Raw genomic sequence first — 19103 nt, 5'->3', positions numbered from 1 at the left:
AGCGGTCCTCTTAGCCGGAGAGGTTGAAGTTACCGGACGCCCCATACACAGCGAGCGAGATGAACAAAGTGATGACGACCACGACGATCAACGACGTCCGCACCGCCTGGCCGACTGCGATGCCGACGCCGACGGGACCACCGCTGGCGTTGTAGCCGTAATAGGTGTGCACCAACATGACCGCGATGGACATCACGATCGCCTGCAGGAACGACCACAACAGGTCCGACGGGATCAGGAACGTATTGAAGTAGTGGTCGTAGAGGCCTTTTGACTGCCCGTTGATGTACACCGTGGTGAAGCGGGCGGCGAAGAACGCGGCCAGCACGGACAGCGAGTACAGCGGGATGATCGCGATCAGGCCGGCGATCAGGCGGGTCGACACCAGGTAGGACACCGAGTGCACCGCCATGCACTCGACGGCGTCGATCTCCTCGGACACCCGCATGGCGCCCAATTGGGCGGTGGCGCCGGCGCCGATGGTGGCCGCCAGCGCGATGCCGGCGATCACCGGGGCGACCACCCGGACGTTCAGGAAGGCCGACAGGAATCCCGTCAGCGCCTCGATGCCGATGTTGCCCAGCGACGAATACCCTTGCACGGCAATGACACCGCCGGAGGCCAGGGTCAAAAACGCCGCGACACCGACCGTGCCGCCGATCATCACGAGAGCCCCCGCGCCCATGGTCATCTCGGCGATCAGCCGGACCGTCTCCTTGCGGTATCGGGTGAGCGCGTTGGGGACGTAGCGCACGGTCTGCCCGTAGAACAACGCCTGCTCGCCGAAGTCGTCGACCGGCTCCTGCAGCCGCGAGAAGAGGCGACGAAACCGCAGTGTGGCGTCGTAACTCATCGCGTGCTCACCCGTCTCATCACTTCGCCGAAATTCGCACGCCGATGGCGGTCATCACCACGTTGATCACGAACAGACAGATGAAGGCGTAGACCACGGTTTCGTTGACCGCGTTGCCGACGCCCTTGGGCCCGCCCTTGACAGTCAGGCCGCGGTAACAGCCCACCATCCCGGCCATCACACCGAACAGCAGCGCCTTGACTTCGGCGAGTACCAGCTCGCGCAGTCCGGTCAGCACGGTCAAGCCGTTGATGAACGCGCCTGGGTTGACGCCCTGCAGGAAGACGGAGAACACATAGCCACCGGAAAGCCCGATGGCGCATACCAAGCCGTTGAGCAGCAGCGCCACCACCGTGGACGCCAGCACACGGGGGACCACCAGCCGCTGGATCGGGTCGATGCCGAGCACGCGCATCGCGTCGATCTCCTCGCGGATGGTGCGCGCGCCCAGGTCGGCGCAGATCGCGGTGGCGCCGGCACCGGCGACGACGAGCACGGTCACCACCGGACCCAGCTGGGTGATGGTGCCGAACGCCGTCCCGGCGCCGGACAGGTCGGCGGCGCCGATCTCGCGCAGCAGGATGTTGAGGGTGAAGGCCACCAGCACCGTGAAGGGGATGGACACCAGCAGCGTCGGGACCAGCGACACGCGGGCGATCATCCACGTCTGATCGAGAAACTCGCCAAACTGGAACGGCCGGCGAAAAGCTGCCCGGCCGGTGTCCATCATCATTTCGAAGAATCCGCCGACGGCGCGGGCGGGAACGGCAAGTTGCTCCCTCACCTCGGTGTCCCCCCTCGGCTGGTCTCGGCGAAGTCTATGGCTGGCCTTTGCGTTGTCTACGGTCGCATGGGGCTCGGTGTGAGCCGGATCATATTAACTCAGAACAAGTTCACCATGTCAATGAACAGCATTTCTTATCCCAACCGTTAATTCGCCAGGTCAGACGCACTTGTCACGTGTCAAACTGACACACGTTCTACCTGCCGATTCCCCCCGATCGACTAGCCCCAAATGGCTATTGATCCATCAGTGCGCTCGCCGAAAAATTGTGCTCAGGATCACGTCCAGCAAAGTATTCCTGCAGCGTCGCACTCAGCTGTGCAGGGTCCCAAGCGGCGCCGTCGGCGCTGAATTTGCGCTCGACCGTCGGGGCAGCGACCAGTGTCACCTGCGGACCGTAGACGATGAACACCTGGCCGTTGACTTCCGCAGCCGCCGGCGAGGACAGGAACTTGACCAGATTGACGACGTGCTCTGGCGACAGCGGATCGACCCCGCCGGCCTCCACCTCCGGTGCATCGCCGAACACGTCGGCCGTCATCGCCGTGCGCGCGCGGGGGCAGATGGCGTTGGCGCACACGCCGTAGCGGCCGAGCGCCCGCGCGGCGGTCAGGGTGAGCGAGATGATGCCCGCCTTGGCGGCGCCGTAGTTCGCCTGCCCGACGGGGCCGACCAGGCCGGCCTCCGATGCGGTGTTGACGATCCGGCCGAAGACCTTGCCGTCCGCCTCCTTGGCCTTGGAGCGCCAGTAGGTGGCGGCGTTGCGGGTCAGCAGGAAATGGCCGCGCAGGTGCACGGCGATGACCTGGTCCCACTCCTCGTCGGACATGTTGAACAGCATCCGGTCGCGCGTGATGCCGGCGTTGTTGACCACGATGTCGAGCCCACCCAGCCCGTCGGCCTGGGCGACCAATTCGTCGGCGGTGGAGCGTTCGCTGATGTCGCCCGCCACGGCAACGGCCTTCGAACCGGAGGAGTTGATCTCGTCGATGACGTCGGAGGCGTCCAACGCGGCGGCGATGTCGTTGACGACGACGGTCGCTCCGAGGCGTGCCAGGCCGAGCGCCTCGGCCCGTCCCAGGCCCGCGGCCGCACCGGTGACCACCGCGACCTTTCCGGAGAGATCGGTCGCGTTCGTGCTGCTAGTCAATTTATGAATACCTCTAGTTTCGGGTTGCGCGCTCTAGGCTCGGATCAGTCGCCGCGGGACAGCGCGGCGCGCGGGCATTCGGCGATCGCCTGCTCGGCCAACTGCTCCTGATCGGCGGGAATCGGGTCGAGCTTCACCACGGCGTAATCCTCGTCGTCGAGGTCGAAGATATCGGGGGCAATTCCCAAGCACACTGCGTTACCTTCGCACCGGTCACGGTCCACGATCACCCGCACAGCACCCTCCTTGAACCTGGCCTTCACCGCAGGACTCGCCTCATCAGTATGTAGGTCCACCATAAGACCCCGACACCGCTGGGGAAACGGTCGCTGGATTCCCAGACTAGAACGTGTTACAACCGGGAAGACGAATGGGTAGCCGTTGGTCGAGCTGCAGCCTGTGACGCGGGTTGTATTCGGAAACGTCGTTGACTTGAAGGACGGCTGAAATGCGCATCAGTTACACCCCTGAGCAAGAAGAGCTGCGTCGCGAGCTGCGGTCGTACTTCACCAACCTGATGACCCCGGAGCGTCGCGAGGCGCTGACCTCCTCGGGGGGCGGCGAGGTCGGTACCGGCACGGCGTATCGCGACACCGTCGCGCAGATGGGCAAAGACGGGTGGCTCACCCTGAACTGGCCCAAGGAGTACGGCGGCCAGGACCGCTCGCCGATGGACTCGCTGATCTTCACCGACGAGGCCGCCATCGCCGGCGTGCCGGTGCCGTTCCTGACGATCAACAGCGTCGCGCCGACCATCATGGCGTTCGGCACCGAGGAACAGAAGAAGTTCTTCCTGCCCAAGATCGCCGCGGGCGAGCTGCACTTCTCGATCGGCTACTCCGAGCCCGGCGCCGGCACCGACCTCGCCAACCTGCGCACGACCGCGGTGCGCGACGGCGACGACTACGTCATCAACGGCCAGAAGATGTGGACCAGCCTGATCGCCTACGCCGACTGGGTGTGGTTGGCGGTGCGCACCAACCCCGACGCCAAGAAGCACCGCGGGATTTCGATGCTGACCGTGCCGACCACCGCGGAGGGTTTCTCCTGGACCCCGGTGCACACGATGGCCGGTGTGGACACCAGCGCCACCTATTACTCCGACGTCCGCGTCCCGGTGACCAACCTGATCGGCGAGGAGAACGGCGGCTGGAAGCTGGTGACCAACCAGCTCAACCACGAGCGCGTCGCCCTGGTGTCGCCGCAACCGATCTTCCTGGCCCTGCGCGAGGTTCGCGAATGGGCGCAGAACACCAAGGACGACGGGGGCGCCCGGCTCATCGACTCGGAGTGGGTGCAGCTCAACCTGGCCCGGGTGCACGCCAAGGCCGAGGTCCTCAAGCTGATCAACTGGGAGCTGGCCTCGGCCGCGAGTGAGGACCTGTCACCCGCCGACGCGTCGGCGGCCAAGGTCTACGGCACCGAGCTGGCCACCGAGGCCTACCGGCTGCTGATGGAGGTGCTGGGTACCGCGGCGACGGTGCGCCAGAATTCGCCGGGCTCGTTGCTGCGGGGCCGGGTCGAGCGGATGCACCGGGCCTGCCTGATCCTGACCTTCGGAGGCGGCACCAACGAAGTTCAGCGCGACATCATCGGCATGGTCGCCCTCGGTCTGCCCCGCAACCGCTGAGCCGCTACGTAATAGAAGGACGGACGTTCATGGATTTCACGACAACCGAAGCGGCGAACGACCTCGGCAACCTGGTCGACACGATCGTGGACTCGGTGTGCACCCCCGAACACCAGCGCGAGCTGGACGGGCTCGATCAGCGGTTCGATCGCGACCTGTGGCGAAAGCTGATCGACGCCGGCATCCTGTCCAGCGCGTCGGCGTCATCGCTGGGCGGCGACGGTTTCGGCGCGCTCGAGCAGATCGCGATCCTGGTCGCGCTGGGCCATCAGCTGGCCGCGGTGCCCTACCTGGAGTCGGTGGTGCTGGGCGCCGGGGCGCTGGCCCGGTTCGGCTCCGAAGAGCTGCAGCAGAACTGGGGCGTGCCGGCGGTCAACGGCGAGAAGACCCTGAGCATCGCGCTCGACGGCGAGATGGGCGAGGGCCCGGTGCAGGCGCTAAGCGCCGGCGCCGGTTACCGGCTGACCGGCACGCGCACCCAGGTCGGTTTCGGCCCGGTGGCCGACGCGTTCCTGGTCCCCGCCGAAACGGATGCCGGCACGGCGGTTTTCCTGGTTGCCGCCGACGATCCCGGCGTCACGGTGACGGCCCTGCAGACCACCGGCCTGGGCAGCGTCGGGCACCTCGCACTGGACGGCACCGAGGTGGACGGCGGCCGCAGGGTCGGCGGCGCCGAGGTGGCGACCTGGCTCGGCACGCTGGGCACGTTGGGCCGCAGCGCTTTCCAGCTCGGGGTGCTCGAGCGTGGCCTGCAGATGACCGCCGAATACGCGCGCGAACGTGAGCAGTTCGACCGGCCGATCGGCAGCTTCCAGGCGGTCTCGCAGCGGCTGGCCGACGGCTACATCGACGTCAAGGGGTTGCGGCTGACGCTCACCCAGGCGGCCTGGCGAGTCTCCGAGGACATTCCGGCGGAGATCGACGTCGCCAGCGCGGCGTTTTGGGCCGCCGACGCCGGTCACCGGGTGGCGCACACCATCGTGCACGTGCACGGCGGCGTCGGCGTCGACACCGATCACCCCGCGCACCGATACTTCCTGGCCGCCAAGGAGATTGAGTTCGCGCTGGGCGGTGCCACCGGGCAGCTGCGCCGCATCGGGCGCGAGCTGGCGGAGACGCCCGCCTAGGCGAAATGGAGCTCACCGACGACCTGACGGTCACCAAGCTGCTGGCGCCGCTGACCGAGATCGACGACCGGGGTATCTACTTCGAGGACTCGTTCACCAGCTGGCGCGATCACCTGCAGCAGGGTGCCGCGATCGCCGCGGCGCTGCGTAAGCGGCTCGACCCCACCCGGCCACCCCACGTCGGAGTGCTGCTGGAGAACACGCCCTTCTTCTCGGCGATGCTGGTCGCGGCGGGAATGTCGGGGATCGTGCCGGTCGGGCTCAACCCGGTGCGCCGCGGCGAGGCGCTGCAGCGCGACATCGCCCGGGCCGACTGCCAATTGGTGCTCGCCGACTCCAAATCGTCTGAGACGCTGGGTGATATCGAGCACCTGAACGCCGACTCCGTCGCGTGGGCCGACGAACTGGCCGCGCACCGCGACGCCCCGATCGTTTTTCAGGACGCCGCGCCGGCGGATCTGTTCATGTTGATCTTCACGTCGGGTACCAGCGGCGAGCCCAAGGCGGTCAAGTGCAGCCACGGCAAGGTCGCGATCGCGGGCGTGACGATGTCGCAGCGCTTCGGCCTCGGCCCCGACGACGTCTGCTACGTGTCGATGCCGCTGTTTCATTCCAACGCGGTGCTGGTCGGCTGGGCGGTGGCGGCGGCGTGTGCGGGCTCAATGGCCTTGCGGCGCAAGTTCTCCGCCTCGAACTTCATCGTCGACGTCCGCCGCTACGGCGCCACGTACGCGAACTACGTCGGCAAGCCGTTGTCGTATGTACTGGCCACGCCCGAGCGGCCCGACGATGCGGACAACCCGCTGCGCGCGGTGTACGGCAACGAAGGCGTGCCCGATGACATCGAGCGCTTCGCCCGCCGATTCGGGTGTGTCGTGCAGGACGGGTTCGGTTCCACCGAGGGCGGCGTGGCCATCGCGCGCACGCCGGACACACCGCCGGGTTCATTGGGCCCCCTCCCGCCGGGCATCGACATCGTCGATCCCGACACCGGCGCGTCATGCCCACCGGGCGTGGTCGGCGAACTGGTGAACGTCGCCGGGCCGGGCCGTTTCGAGGGTTATTACAACGACGCCGCCGCCGAGGCCGAGCGGATGGCCGGCGGGGTCTACCACAGCGGCGATCTCGCCTACCGTGACGACGCCGGTTATGCGTATTTCGCTGGGCGGCTGGGTGATTGGATGCGCGTCGACGGCGAAAACCTCGGCGCCGCGCCGATCGAGCGGGTGTTGCTGCGCCACCCCGACCTGACCGAGGTCGCGGTGTACCCGGTGCCCGACGCGATCGTCGGCGACCAAGTCATGGCCGCGGTGGTGATGGCGCCGGGCACCGAGTTCGACGACGAGAAGTTCCGCACCTTCTTGGCCGAGCAACCGGACTTGGGACCCAAGCAATGGCCGTCATACGTACGGGTCAGCACCGAACTCCCGCGCACGGTGACCTTCAAGGTGCTCAAGCGGCAACTGGCCGCTCAGGGCGTCGACTGCGGCGATCCGGTCTGGAAGATCCACCGCTAGGGCCCCGGGACGGGCGTTATCGCGGGATGTGGGCGTCCAGGCAGTAAACTCAGCGCTCGATGAAAATCCGCGAAATGATCGCCCGCTCGCTCCTGGTCGGGTCGCTGGCTGGGGCCGCGCTCGGGCTGGGTGCCGGTGTCGCCGCGGCGGACCCGCCCCCGCCGCCTCCCCTGCCACCGCCACCCCCGCCGCTGGTGTGGTCACCGCCGACGCCGGACCCCGAACCGTGGGAAGCTCCTCCCCCGCCGGAGGAGGGCGCGCCGCTACCGCCGCGCTGAACATGCCGCAACGACAAGGAGACGCGATGGTTGATGCGCCGGTCCCCCGTCCCGGCGCCGCGGTCATTCGCGCCGATAGCGGAACCGGCGCATGACGGCTCGGCCTCTCGAGCTCGCGCTGGAAGCCAGCTTCGAACAGCTTTCCGCCGCGGCGCCGGCGAACGTCGGCATCGCGATCGCCCGGCCGGACCGGACATTTTCGCTGGGGAGCTGGTGGTCGGGTGTGGCATGGTCGACGATCAAAGTGCCCCTGGCGGTGGCGGCGCTGCGCAACGATTGGCTGGGCGCCCGCGATTTTGCCGTGAAGGCAATCACCGAATCCGACAATCGCGCATCCGAGCAGTTGTGGTCGCAGTTGGGCGAGCCGGCCGACGCGGCACGGCAGGTTCAGGCGGTGGTGGCCGAGGGCGGTGACACCGCGACGGTGGTCGAATCGCGCCGACTTCGCCGTGGTTTCACCGCTTTCGGCCAAACCCAGTGGAACCTGCAGCGCCAGGCGCGGTTCGCCGCGGAGCTGCCGACCATCCCCGACGCCGCCGAGGTGATCGACCTGATGCAACGACTCAGCAGCGGTGACCAATGGGGGCTGGCCGCCAAAGGGATTGCCGCGAAAGGGGGTTGGGGGCCCGGAGTGCACGGCGAGTACCTGGTCCGGCAATTCGGGATCGTCCCCACCCCGTCCGGGCAGTGGGGTGTGGCACTGGCGGCGGACGCGCACGACGGCGCGTTCGAGACCGGCGTCGACGTGGTCAATACGATGACGGACTGGTTGCTGAGCCGGCTGCCGACCCTAGCCCGTTATTGACGGCACCACGGCGTCGATCAGGTGCGGTCCGGCTTCTGCGAACGCGGCGCGCAGCGCGTCGGCGAACTCCTCAGCGGTGGTGACGCGCCGGGCCGGCACCCCCATGCCCTCGCTGATCTTGACGAAATCCATTGTGGGATCGGCTAAGTCGAGCAGGGACAGTGCTTCGGGCCCGGGCGCCGAGCCGGCGCCGACCCGTTGCAGCTCGATGCGCAGGATGTCGTAGGCCCTGTTGTTGTACAGCACGGTGGTGACGTCGAGGTTCTCCCGCGCCTGGGTCCACAACCCCGCAATGGTGTACATGGCGGAGCCGTCGGATTCCAGGCACAGCACCGGGCGATCCGGGGCGGCGATCGCCGCACCGACCGCCGCGGGAATGCCGTAGCCGATCGCCCCGCCGGTCAGGGTCAGCCAGTCATGCGCCGGCGCCCCGGCGGTGGCCTGGGCGAGCAGCAGGCCGGAGGTGTTCGACTCGTCGACCACGATCGCCCGTTCCGGCAGCAGCGCCCCGATCACGTCGGCCGCCGACGCGGACGTCAGTGCGCCGGTCGGCAGCGTGGGACGCGACGCGGCCGCCACCGGCGCCACCGTTCCCGGCGCCACCTGATCCGCCAAGGCGGTCAACGCATCCGCCGCGCCGCTGTGTTCGGCGAGCACGTGCACCTCGCAACCGGCGGGCACCAGGTCGCTGGGCATGCCGGGGTAGGCGAAGAACGACACCGGCGACTTGGCGCCGGCCAGCACCAGATGTTTGGCGCCGTCCAGCTGGGCCGTGGCGGCCTCGGCGAAGTACGCCAGCCGGTCGACGGCGGGGATCCCGGCGCCGCGCTCGAGCCGGGTGGGGAAGGTCTCGCACAGCACCCGCGCGCCGGTGGCCGCGGCGATCCGGGTGGCCGCGGCCAGGCCGGCGTGGCGGGTGGCGTCGCCGCCGACCATGATCACCGTCGGTTCTCCGGAGCCGAGCACCTCGGCCACTTCCGGGGCCAGCAACGGGTCGGCGCCCGCCGGCTGTGCGTCCAGGTTGGAGAACAGCTGGGCGCCGTCGGACCAGGACACGTCGGCGGGCAGGATCAGCGTCGAGATCTGTGAACCCCACCGGCTGGCCGCGATGCCCTCGACGGCGTCGGCCGAGACCTGGGAGGCGTCACCCGTTCGGCGCACCCAACCCGAGACGGTGCCGGCGAGGGCGTCGATGTCGGATTCCAGTGGGGCGTCGTACTTTTTGTGATAGGTGGCGTGGTCACCGACCACCACCACCATCGGGACCCGGGCGCGGCGCGCGTTGTGCAGATTGGCCAGGCCGTTGCCCAATCCGGGGCCCAGGTGCAGCAGCACGGCCGCGGGCCGATCGGCGATGCGGGCATAACCGTCGGCCGCGCCGGTGGCGACCCCCTCGAACAAGGCCAGCACGCCGCGCATCCGCGGGACACTGTCCAGGGCCGCGACGAAGTGCATCTCCGACGTGCCGGGGTTGGCGAAACACACGTCGACGCCGCCGTCGACCAGGGTGTTGATCAGGGCCTGGGCGCCATTCACGTGGTTGCCTCCAGTCGAAACAGTCGTTCGGCATTGCCGCGCAAGAAGTCTCGGCGGGCCTCGTCGGACAGCCCGAGGTCGTCCAGCCCCGCCAACGCGTGCTCGTGGCCGATCATCGGGTAATTGGTGCCGAACAACACCTTCCGTTGTCCGGTACGGGTTTTCATGAACATGATGAGTTCTTCGGGCAGGCGCGCGATCGTGTACGCCGAGGTGTCGATGTAGACGTTTTCGTGCTTGCGGGCCACCGCGACCATCTCCTCGGTCCACGGGTAGCCGACGTGGCCGCAGACGATCACCAGTTCCGGGAAGTCGAGGGCGACCTGGTCGATGTAGGGAATCGGGCGCCCGGTCTCCGAGGGGCGCAGCGGGCCGGTGTGGCCGACCTGGGTGCAAAACGGCACGCCGGATTCGACGCACTGGGCGAACAGCGGATAGTAGCGGCGATCGGTGGGCGGGGCGTTCCACAGCCACGGCACCACCCGCAGGCCGACGAATCCTTCTGCGACGCGCCGTCTCAACTCCCGGACCGCTTCCATCGGGCGGTCGAGGTCGACGGTGGCGAGCCCGGCGAACCGGTCCGGATGCGCGGCAATCCATTGCGCCACCTCGTCGTTGGAGACGAGGTCTTGGCCGTTCGGGCCGCGCCAGGCGCTGAGTATGCCCAGTTGCACGCCGGCGGCATCCATCGACGCCAGCGTCACCTCGATCGGGATCTCGGTGTCGGGGATCGACCCGCCCGTCCAGCGGCGCAGGGACGCCAGCATGTCGCTGCGCAGGAACCGCTGCGTCGGGTGTTGCATCCAGACGTCGATCGTCATCGGGATCGACAGTAGCCCGGCCGCCGCGGGCGGTGCTCAGGCGGCCAGCGCGGCGCGGGCGGCGGCGTCGGTCTGCCGCGCGTACCCGCCGCCGAACAGCACGACATGGGCGAGCAGCGGGAAGAGCTGATGCAGCCCGACACGGTCGCGCCAGCCGGGTCGCAGCGGCCGCACCCGCCGGTAACCGTCGATGACGGCGTCGAGATGCGGGCAGCCGAACAGCGCGAGCATCGCCAGGTCGGTCTCGCGGTGACCGCCGTGCGCGGCCGGGTCGATCAGCACCACCCCGGCGGGCGTCCACATCACGTTGCCGCTCCACAGGTCGCCGTGCAGGCGGGCCGGCGGGTCGTCGTCGTCGAAATCACCCGCACGGCAACGCGCCGCGACGGCGTCGACGACCTCGCGGGTCGACGAGTCGAGCCGCGCGGCGGCGAGTTCGGCCATCGGGGCCAGCCGCTCCTGCGCATAGAACTCGCCCCAGCGTCGGTGCGGTCGCAGCGACATCGGCAGGGGCTGCGACAGGGGTCCGAAGAAGCCGGGCCCGTCCCACCCGTCGGGGCCGGCGCCAAAGCCGGCGGCGCCGGCGTCGTGCGTGGCGGCGAGTCGGCCACCGAACTCACGCGCCGCCTCGGGGGTCGGGTACACCGAGCCGAGGCGGCGCAGCGTCAGGCTCGTCATCGTGACGGAGACGACTTGCGCGCAGGGCACGCCGCCGTCGGCGCCGGAAAGCCATTGCAGGCCAGCGGCTTCCGCGGCGAAGAACCGGGCGGGCGCGTCCGGGTTGTGCTTGACGAAGTCGGTCACGCCTCGCGCGGTCCTAGCGCTTGGAGCGCGTCATGCAGTTACGTGAGCGGCGTGCACGTCGTCGGCCGGGCGCGCCTCGGTCTGCTCCTTGGCCCAGCGGTAGTCGGGCTTGCCGGCGGGCGAGCGCTTGACCTCGTCGACCAGCCACAGGCTGCGCGGCACTTTGTATCCCGCGATCTCGGAACGCACGAAGGCGTCCAGCTCCGACAGCGGGGGCCGCGTTCCCGGCCGCGGCTGGACGACGGCCGCGACGTGCTGGCCGTAGCGGGCGTCGGGCACACCGACCACCAGGGCGTCGAAGACGTCGGGGTGCCCCTTGAGCGCGGCCTCGACCTCCTCGGGGTAGATCTTCTCGCCGCCGCTGTTGATCGACACCGAGCCGCGGCCCAGCATCGTGACGGTGCCGTCCTCCTCGACCGTCGCGTAGTCGCCGGGAATGGCGTAGCGCACGCCGTTGATGGTCTTGAACGTCTCGGCGGTCTTCTTCTCGTCCTTGTAGTAGCCGACGGGAATGTTGCCCTTCTTCGCGATAAAGCCGCGCACGCCGGAGCCGGGCTTGACCTCGTTGCCGTCCTCGTCGAGGACGACGGTGCGGTGGTCGATCGTCACGCGCGGGCCGCCGCTGTGCGGCGCGTCCTTGGCGACGACGCTGGTGCCGCCGAATCCGGTTTCCGACGATCCGATCGAGTCGGTGATGACCCGGTTGGGCAGCAGCTCGAGGAACTTCTCCTTGATGCTCGGCGAGAACAGCGCCGCGGTGGAGGCGAGCAAAAACAGGGACGACAGGTCGTACTCGTTACCCTTCTCCTGGTGCGCCAGCAGCGCGTCCAGCAGCGGCCGCGCCATCGCGTCGCCGGTGAAGAACAGCAGGTTCACCTTGTGCTCGTGAATCGTGCGCCAGACCTCGTCGGCGTTGAATTCCGGTGCCAGCACCGTGGTTTGACCCGAGAAGATCGACATCCAGGTCGCCGACTGGGTGGCGCCGTGGATCATCGGCGGAATCGGGTGGCGGACCATCGGCGGATTGGCCGCGGCGGCTTTGGCCAGGTCGTACTCGTCCTTGACGAATTCGCCTGTGGCGAAGTCGGTTCCGCCGAACAGCACGCGGTAGATGTCCTCGTGGCGCCACATCACGCCCTTCGGGAATCCGGTGGTGCCGCCCGTGTAGAGCAGGTAGATGTCGTCGGCGCTGCGCGGGCCGAAGTCGCGCTCGGGTGAGCTCTGGGCGATCGCGGAGTAGAACTCGACGCCGCCGTAGCGCTGGTAGTCGTTGTCGCTGCCGTCCTCGACGACCAGGATCGTCTTGACGTTGGGAGTCTCGGGCAGCACGTTGGCCACCCGGTCGGAGTACTGGCGCTCGTGGACCAGCGCGACCATGTCGGAGTTGTCGAACAGGTAGCGCAGCTCGCCCTCGACGTAGCGGTAGTTGACGTTCACCAGGATGGCACCCGCCTTGACGATGCCGAGCATCGCGATGACGATCTCGATGCGGTTTCGGCAGTAGAGGCCCACCTTGTCGTCCTTTTTCACCCCCTGCTCGAGCAGATAGTGAGCAAGGCGGTTGGCCTTCTCCTCCAGTTGGGCGTAGGTCAACTTCTCGTCGCCGCAGATCAGGGCGACACGCTCGGGCACAGCGTCGATGGCGTGCTCTGCTAGATCGGCAATATTCAAGGCCACGGCCACCAAATTAGAACGTGTTACATTTCGAGGCAAGCTCGTGTCCATTGTCGAGGGAAAGGCGGTAACCGTGACCGAGGCGCCAGCAAACGAGGAAACCGGTCCTGACGCGCTCGTGGAACAGCGTGGTCACACCCTCATCGTGACCATGAACCGGCCGCACCGCCGCAACGCCCTGAGCACGGAAATGATGGAAATCATGGTCCAGGCCTGGGACCGCGTCGACAACGATCCCGACATCCGATGCTGCATCCTGACCGGTGCCGGTGGCTACTTCTGCGCGGGCATGGACCTCAAGGCCGCGACCCAGAAGCCGCCGGGTGAGTCATTCAAGGACGGCAGCTACGACCCGTCGCGGATCGACGCCCTCCTCAAGGGCCGGCGGCTCAAAAAGCCGCTGATCGCCGCCGTCGAGGGCCCGGCCATCGCCGGGGGTACGGAGATCCTGCAGGGCACCGACATCCGGGTGGCCGGCGAGAGCGCCAAATTCGGCATCTCCGAGGCCAAGTGGAGCCTGTACCCGATGGGCGGGTCCGCGGTGCGACTGGTGCGCCAGATTCCCTACACCGTGGCGTGCGACCTGCTGCTGACCGGACGGCACATCACCGCCGCCGAGGCCAAGGACATGGGCCTGATCGGCCACGTCGTTCCCGACGGGCAGGCGCTGACCAAGGCCCTCGAAATCGCCGAGGTCATCGAGAACAACGGCCCGCTGGCCGTCCAGGCGATCCTCAAGACGATCCGCGAGACCGAGGGGATGCACGAGGAAGAGGCCTTCAAGCCCGATACCGCAAACGGGATACCGGTGTTCCTGTCCGAGGACTCCAAGGAGGGCCCCCGGGCGTTCGCCGAGAAGCGCAAGCCCAACTTCCAAAACCGCTAGGTCCCCTCTCCGCCGAACGTGACGTCACGGCGACTTTTCGGCCGATTTTTCGCCCTGCCGTCACGCTCGGCGTCGCTGTCAGTCCTTGACGCCACACTGCTTGCGTGCGCGAACCCTTCATCGGCAGCGAGGCGCTCGCAGCCGGCACCCTGACCCGGTACCGGCTGCGGAGCCGGTTCGTCGCGTTGCACCCCGACGTCTACGTGGACCCCGCCACGGAACTGACCGCCACAAGACGCGCATGCGCCGCGTGGCTGTGGTCGCGGCGACGGGGCATCGTCGCAGGGCGCTCCGCCTCGGCACTGCATGGGGCCAAATGGGTCGACCACCGGGCGCCCGCGCAGTTGGTCTATCAACACCGCCGCCCGCCGGCCGGTATTGACACGTGGTCGGATTCGCTGTTTGAGCACGAGATACAAACGATCGCCGGCCTACGGGTGACGACGCCCGCGCGGACGGCTCTCGACCTCGCCTGCCGATATCCCGTCGATCGGGCGGTCGCAGCCATCGACGCGCTCGCGCGCGCAACCGATCTCAAGGTGAGCGAGGTCGACTCACTCGGCGAGCGGTACCGAGGCCGACGGGGCATCGCGCGTGCGCGCGTCGCGCTGCCGCTTGTCGACAAGGGCGCCGAATCTCCCCGCGAGACATGGCTGCGGCTGCTGCTGATCCGCGCGGGTTTCCCGCGGCCGCAGACTCAAATACCGGTTTATGACTACGGCGCTCTGATCGCCTGTCTCGATATGGGTTGGCAGGACATCAAAGTGGCCGTCGAGTACGAAGGCGACCATCACCGCACCGATCAGCGGCAATTCAACAAGGACATTCGACGCGCGAAGACCCTGGCGGAGATTGGTTGGACGGTCGTTCGCGTCACGATCGAAGACACGCCGGGCGGCGTCATCGCCAGGGTGGCAGCGGCGTGGGCGCGCCGAACGTGATCTCAGGGCGGGAAATCAAACGAAATCTCGCCATGTGTGCACGCTCGGCGAAAGATGGCTCTAACGCGATCAACCCAGCAGCGGCGCGCTCGGCGTGAACACCACCGGCATGGCCTCCAGGCCACTGACGAAGTTCGCCGGTCGCAGCGGCAGGGTCGAGTCGTCGTCGGCCAGCCTGAGGTCCGGCAGTCGCTTGAGCACCCGCTCGGTCATCATCGACAGCTCGAGGCGGGCCAGCTGGTTGCCCAGGCAGAAATGCGTTCCGAAGCCGAAAGCCATGTGGCTGTTCGGGTTTCGCCGGATGTCGAAGCTGTCCGGATCCTCGAACACCGACTCGTCGAAGTTGCCCGACTCGAACAGCAGCATGATCTTCTCGCCCTCGCGCAGCGAGGTGCCGTGGAATTCGGTGTCGGCGGTCAGGGTTCTGCACATGTTCTTGACCGGCGACGTCCAGCGCAGCATCTCCTCGATCGCACCCGGAAGCAACGAGGGGTCGCGCACCAGGGCATCCCACTGATCGCGGTGGCGCACCAGCTGTTCGGTCCCCCCGCTCAACGTGTGCCTGGTGGTCTCGTCGCCGCCGATGAGGATGAGCAGTGTCTCCATGACGATCTCGTCGTCGGACATCCGCTGCCCCTCCACCTCGGCGTTCACCAGGATGGAGAACAGGTCGTCGGTGGGTTCGGCGCGCCGCTTGGTGATGATGCTCGTGGTGAATTCGGTGTACGCCGCGAATGCGGCCATCACCGCCTGGGCCGTTTCCGACGTCGGGTCGATGTGCGAACTCAGCCCGCAGACCAGATCGTCGGACCACTTCAACAGCATGCTGCGTTCGGTGGGCAGCACGCCCAGCATGTCGCCGATCACCGCCATCGGCAGCGGGGCGGCGATATCGCGGACGAAGTCACACTCGCCGCGCTCACACACGGCATCGATGAGGGTGTCGCACAGCTTCGCGATCGACGGCTCCTTCTCCTTGACCCGCTTGCGGGTGAAGCCCGCGTTGACGAGCTTGCGCCGCAACAGATGTGCGGGATCGTCCATGTCGATCATGTAGGGCATGCCGGGCTGGTCGGGACGGATGCCGCCGGTGCTGGAGAACAGCTCCGGATTGCGTTCCGCGTCGAGGATGGCCTGATAAGTGGTCGCGCCGGCCAGCCCGTTGCGATCGCGAAACACCGGCTGGTTGGCGCGCATCCAGCGATAGGCCTCACGCGAGGTGTGACGATCGGCGTAGAAATTGCCGTCGGTCAGGTCGATGTTCGAGATTGCTTCCGGGATGGTCGAAGTCATCTACAGCCTCCAAGTGTTGACGAACGGATTACAGTAACCGGCATGGCTGAGTCACAACACATCGTTGCGGGGACAGTCCTCACCATGCCGGTGCGGATACGTAAAGCGGACGTGCACACCGCGATGTTTTCGGTGGATGCGCAAGCGGCCCAACGCCTTATCGACTACAGCGGTCTGAAAGTCTGCCAGCACCGCCCGGGCCGGGCGGTGGTCAACCTGATGCTGGCCCGCTACATCGACGGCGACCTGGGGCAGTACCACGAATTCGGCACCTGCGTGATGGTCAATCCCCCCGGCTCGACGGCAAGCGGCTGGCGGGCGCTGGGCGACGCGGCCGCGTTCATCCACCACCTGCCGGTCGACCAGAGCTTCACCCTGGAGGCGGGACGGTCCATCTGGGGCTTCCCGAAGATCATGGCCGACTTCACCGTTCGCGAGCAGGGCCGGTTCGGATTCGACGTCAGCGCCGACGGCGCGCACATCGCGGGCATCGACTTCGCCCGGGGATTGCCGGTGCCATCGGTGTTCACCTCGCGTCCGCAGGTCCTCAAGACCTACACCTACGCCGACGGCACAACCCGGGAGGTGCCCTGGGAGATGCGGGTGCGCGGGCTGCGCGGTCAGCTCGGCGGCGCGACGCTGCGACTGGGCGATCACGCCTACGCCAAGGAGCTGGCGTCGCTGGGCCTGCCGAAGCGGGCGATGATCTCTGGATCCGTCGGCCACGTCGAGATGACATTCGGCGACGCCCACCCGCTCGGCTGACCGGCCGGACCGGTGTCGATCGCCCGGCTCCTCCCCTCCGCTCTGCATCGTCGTCGGGCGCGCCATCCGGACAATCTAGAACGCGTTCTCAGCCGCTGGCAAGAAAAGTAGAACGTGTTCTAGTCCGTGGTGGGCACGGGTCAGATCAGGCTCGCCAGCTCGCGGACCTGCTCTGTACTGCGCCCGGACACCACCATCATGGTCACGCCGGCGGCCTCCCAGGCCTTGATCTGCTTACGCACGTAGTCGATGTCGCCGACGATCGCGGCGTCGTCGATCACCTCGTCCGGGATGATCTCGGCGGCCTTGTCCTTCTGGTTGCTGCGGAACAGCTTCGTCACGTCGTCGACCACCTCGGCGTAACCCATCCGGCGGTAGACGTCGGCGTGGAAGTTGGTGTCCTCGGCGCCCATGCCGCCCATGTAGAGCGCGATATAGGGCTTCATGGCCGCGAACGCGGCGCTGCGGTCCTCGGTGATGACGATGTTGGCCGTCGCGCAGATCTCGAAGTCCTCGCGGCTGCGGCGCGCGCCCGGGCGGGCGAACCCCTCGTCCAGCCACTCGTTGTAGGTATCGGCCATGCGCGGCGTGTAGAAGATCGGCAGCCAGCCGTCGCAGATCTCGGCGGCCAGCGCGACGTTCTTCGGCCCCTCGGCGCCCAGCATGATCGGGATGTCGGCCCGCAGCGGATGAGTGATCGGCTTGAGCGGCTTGCCCAGACCCGTTGCGCGCTCGCCCGTCAGCGGCAGCGGGTAGTGCGGACCGGCGCTGGTCACCGGCGCCTCCCGCGCCCACACCTGCCGGACGATGTCGATGTATTCCCGGGTGCGGGCCAGCGGCTTGGGGAACGACTGGCCATACCAGCCCTCGACCACCTGCGGCCCCGAGACGCCGAGGCCGAGCACGTGCCGGCCGCCGGACAGGTGGTCCAGCGTCAGAGCCGCCATCGCGCAGGCCGTCGGGGTCCGCGCGGACAGCTGAACCACCGAGGTGCCCAGCCGCACCCGGGACGTCGACGAACCCAACCAGGCCAGCGGCGTGTAGGCGTCGGATCCCCACGCCTCGGCGGTGAAGACGGCGTCGTAGCCGGCCTCCTCTGCCGCGGCGACGAGCTCACCGTGGTTCTGCGGCGGCTGCGCGCCCCAATATCCCAGCTGCAGTCCCAGCTTCATCGTCGTCACCCTTCCGCAGACCCGATGTTGAATCCGTTCTTAGAACCTGTTCTACTCGATGGCGTGACAGCCAGCTCGAGTAGCCCGCCCCTGATGGATCACCCTGAGCCACCGCTCTCCGCGCCACTGACGTTGGCCTTCGACTACACCCGTTCGGTCGGCCCCACGCTGAGCAAGTTCTTCACCGCACTGCGTGACCGCCACGTCCTCGGGGTGCGCGGGTCGGATGGCCGGGTGCACGTGCCGCCGCCGGAATATGACCCGGTCACCTACGAGCCGCTGGGCGAGATGGTACCGGTATCCAGTGTCGGCACCGTCGTCTCGTGGACCTGGCAGCCCGAACCGATCGAGGGCCAGCCGCTCGACCGGCCGTTCGCCTGGGCGCTGATCAAGCTCGACGGCGCCGACACCCCGCTGATCCATGCGGTGGATGCGGGCGAGCCCAAGGCCATCAAGACCGGCTCCCGCGTGCACGTGCACTGGGTGGACGAACCGGTGGGCGCCATCACCGACATCGCCTATTTCGAGCTGGGGGAGGAAGCCGAAGCCGTCGCGGAGCAGTCGGACGGCGACAAGGACCCCGTGACCATGATCGTCACGCCCGTCTCGCTGACCATCCAGCACAGCGCCTCGCACGAGGAGAGCGCCTACCTGCGGGCCATCGCCCAGGGCAAGCTGCTGGGCGCGAAGACGGGCGAGAACGGCAAGGTGTACTTCCCGCCCCACGGCGCCGACCCGGCGACCGGCCAGCCGACCACCGACTTCGTCGAGCTGCCGGACAAGGGCACCGTGACGACGTTCGCGATCATCAACATCCCGTTCCAGGGCCAGCGCATCAAGCCGCCCTACGTGGCCGCCTATGTGCTGCTCGATGGGGCCGACATCCCGTTCCTGCATCTCGTCGCCGACATCGACGCGCACGAGGTACGGATGGGCATGCGCGTGGAAGCGGTGTGGAAACCCCGCGAGGAGTGGGGTTTTGGCATCGACAACATCGAGTACTTCCGGCCGACCGGGGAACCCGACGCCGACTACGACACCTACAAGCACCACCTGTAAAGGGCTTA

At 67.7% G+C, this 19103-nt stretch carries 19 protein-coding genes; 9 read left to right on the top strand and 10 right to left on the bottom strand.

Annotated features, from left to right (window positions below; all coding sequences use genetic code 11):
* Positions 1-10 precede the first annotated feature (10 nt).
* The 4 genes from OCQ_RS02860 to OCQ_RS02845 form a co-directional block, all read right to left on the bottom strand.
* On the bottom strand, positions 11-853 hold the full coding sequence (locus OCQ_RS02860; protein ID WP_008263742.1) for an MlaE family ABC transporter permease: 843 nt from the start codon (positions 851-853) through the stop codon (positions 11-13).
* 19 nt (positions 854-872) lie between these two features.
* Positions 873-1637 carry an MlaE family ABC transporter permease gene (locus tag OCQ_RS02855; RefSeq protein ID WP_014379050.1) on the bottom strand — a complete coding sequence of 255 codons (765 nt, stop codon included), beginning with the start codon at positions 1635-1637 and terminating at the stop codon, positions 873-875.
* A gap of 235 nt (positions 1638-1872) precedes the next feature.
* Entirely contained in the window at positions 1873-2787 is a 915-nt protein-coding gene (locus OCQ_RS02850; protein ID WP_009957037.1) for a 3-oxoacyl-ACP reductase, read from the bottom strand.
* Between the two features lie 44 nt (positions 2788-2831).
* Entirely contained in the window at positions 2832-3023 is a 192-nt protein-coding gene (locus OCQ_RS02845) for a ferredoxin (protein ID WP_003877155.1), read from the bottom strand.
* Between the two features lie 212 nt (positions 3024-3235).
* Here OCQ_RS02845 and OCQ_RS02840 point away from each other — a divergent pair, with 212 nt between their 5' ends.
* The 5 genes from OCQ_RS02840 to OCQ_RS02825 all read left to right on the top strand — a co-directional run bounded on the left by OCQ_RS02840 (position 3236) and on the right by OCQ_RS02825 (position 8144).
* On the top strand, positions 3236-4417 hold the full coding sequence (locus OCQ_RS02840) for an acyl-CoA dehydrogenase (RefSeq protein WP_008263734.1): 1182 nt from the start codon (positions 3236-3238) through the stop codon (positions 4415-4417).
* A gap of 29 nt (positions 4418-4446) precedes the next feature.
* Complete coding sequence (locus tag OCQ_RS02835) at positions 4447-5544, top strand: acyl-CoA dehydrogenase family protein (protein WP_008263732.1); 1098 nt, start codon at positions 4447-4449, stop codon at positions 5542-5544.
* Positions 5545-5549: 5 nt separating this feature from the next.
* Positions 5550-7061, top strand: a complete 1512-nt coding sequence (gene fadD17 / locus OCQ_RS02830) for a long-chain-fatty-acid--CoA ligase FadD17 (RefSeq protein ID WP_014383775.1) — start codon at positions 5550-5552, stop codon at positions 7059-7061.
* 59 nt (positions 7062-7120) lie between these two features.
* Positions 7121-7339, top strand: a complete 219-nt coding sequence (locus OCQ_RS25745) for a hypothetical protein (RefSeq protein ID WP_008263729.1) — start codon at positions 7121-7123, stop codon at positions 7337-7339.
* Positions 7340-7430: 91 nt separating this feature from the next.
* Positions 7431-8144: a serine hydrolase family protein gene (locus OCQ_RS02825; RefSeq protein WP_008263728.1), complete on the top strand. Its 714-nt coding sequence runs from the start codon at positions 7431-7433 to the stop codon at positions 8142-8144.
* On the opposite strand, the gene OCQ_RS02820 is transcribed toward OCQ_RS02825, so the two are convergent.
* Genes OCQ_RS02820 through OCQ_RS02805 form a run of 4 tightly spaced genes read right to left on the bottom strand, consistent with a single transcriptional unit; the run spans position 8130 to position 12988 of the window.
* Positions 8130-9680 carry an acetolactate synthase large subunit gene (locus OCQ_RS02820; protein ID WP_008263726.1) on the bottom strand — a complete coding sequence of 517 codons (1551 nt, stop codon included), beginning with the start codon at positions 9678-9680 and terminating at the stop codon, positions 8130-8132. The two genes, OCQ_RS02825 and OCQ_RS02820, sit on opposite strands and share 15 nt — an antisense overlap.
* Positions 9677-10501 carry an amidohydrolase family protein gene (locus tag OCQ_RS02815; RefSeq protein WP_008263723.1) on the bottom strand — a complete coding sequence of 275 codons (825 nt, stop codon included), beginning with the start codon at positions 10499-10501 and terminating at the stop codon, positions 9677-9679. Before OCQ_RS02815 ends, OCQ_RS02820 begins: the two co-directional genes overlap by 4 nt.
* A 36-nt stretch (positions 10502-10537) precedes the next feature.
* Complete coding sequence (locus OCQ_RS02810; protein WP_008263722.1) at positions 10538-11305, bottom strand: fructosamine kinase family protein; 768 nt, start codon at positions 11303-11305, stop codon at positions 10538-10540.
* Positions 11306-11335: 30 nt separating this feature from the next.
* The gene (locus OCQ_RS02805) at positions 11336-12988 is read right to left on the bottom strand and encodes an acyl-CoA synthetase (RefSeq protein WP_008263720.1); all 1653 of its coding nucleotides are present in this window, start codon (positions 12986-12988) and stop codon (positions 11336-11338) included.
* A gap of 142 nt (positions 12989-13130) precedes the next feature.
* Here OCQ_RS02805 and OCQ_RS02800 point away from each other — a divergent pair, with 142 nt between their 5' ends.
* Positions 13131-13865 (top strand): crotonase/enoyl-CoA hydratase family protein, encoded by a 735-nt coding sequence (locus tag OCQ_RS02800; RefSeq protein ID WP_230493367.1) that lies wholly within the window; start codon positions 13131-13133, stop codon positions 13863-13865.
* Positions 13866-13969: 104 nt separating this feature from the next.
* Positions 13970-14806, top strand: coding sequence for a DUF559 domain-containing protein (locus OCQ_RS02795; protein ID WP_008263715.1), 837 nt, complete (start codon positions 13970-13972; stop codon positions 14804-14806).
* A gap of 69 nt (positions 14807-14875) precedes the next feature.
* Here the strand turns inward: OCQ_RS02795 and OCQ_RS02790 are convergent, their stop codons facing one another.
* Positions 14876-16099, bottom strand: coding sequence for a cytochrome P450 (locus OCQ_RS02790; protein WP_008263713.1), 1224 nt, complete (start codon positions 16097-16099; stop codon positions 14876-14878).
* A 42-nt stretch (positions 16100-16141) separates the two neighbouring features.
* Here OCQ_RS02790 and OCQ_RS02785 point away from each other — a divergent pair, with 42 nt between their 5' ends.
* A complete protein-coding gene (locus tag OCQ_RS02785) occupies positions 16142-16864 on the top strand; it encodes an acetoacetate decarboxylase family protein (protein WP_008263712.1) in 723 nt (240 codons plus the stop codon).
* Positions 16865-17004: 140 nt separating this feature from the next.
* On the opposite strand, the gene OCQ_RS02780 is transcribed toward OCQ_RS02785, so the two are convergent.
* A complete protein-coding gene (locus tag OCQ_RS02780) occupies positions 17005-18036 on the bottom strand; it encodes an LLM class F420-dependent oxidoreductase (protein ID WP_008263710.1) in 1032 nt (343 codons plus the stop codon).
* A gap of 63 nt (positions 18037-18099) precedes the next feature.
* Here OCQ_RS02780 and OCQ_RS02775 point away from each other — a divergent pair, with 63 nt between their 5' ends.
* Positions 18100-19095, top strand: a complete 996-nt coding sequence (locus OCQ_RS02775) for a Zn-ribbon domain-containing OB-fold protein (protein ID WP_008263702.1) — start codon at positions 18100-18102, stop codon at positions 19093-19095.
* The last annotated feature ends 8 nt before the right edge of the window (positions 19096-19103 follow it).

It is taken from the genome of Mycobacterium paraintracellulare (assembly GCF_000276825.1).
GTDB lineage: Bacteria > Actinomycetota > Actinomycetes > Mycobacteriales > Mycobacteriaceae > Mycobacterium > Mycobacterium intracellulare.
The sequence above is the reverse complement of the archived record's forward strand: the minus strand, read 5'-3'. Positions and strand labels throughout refer to the sequence as shown.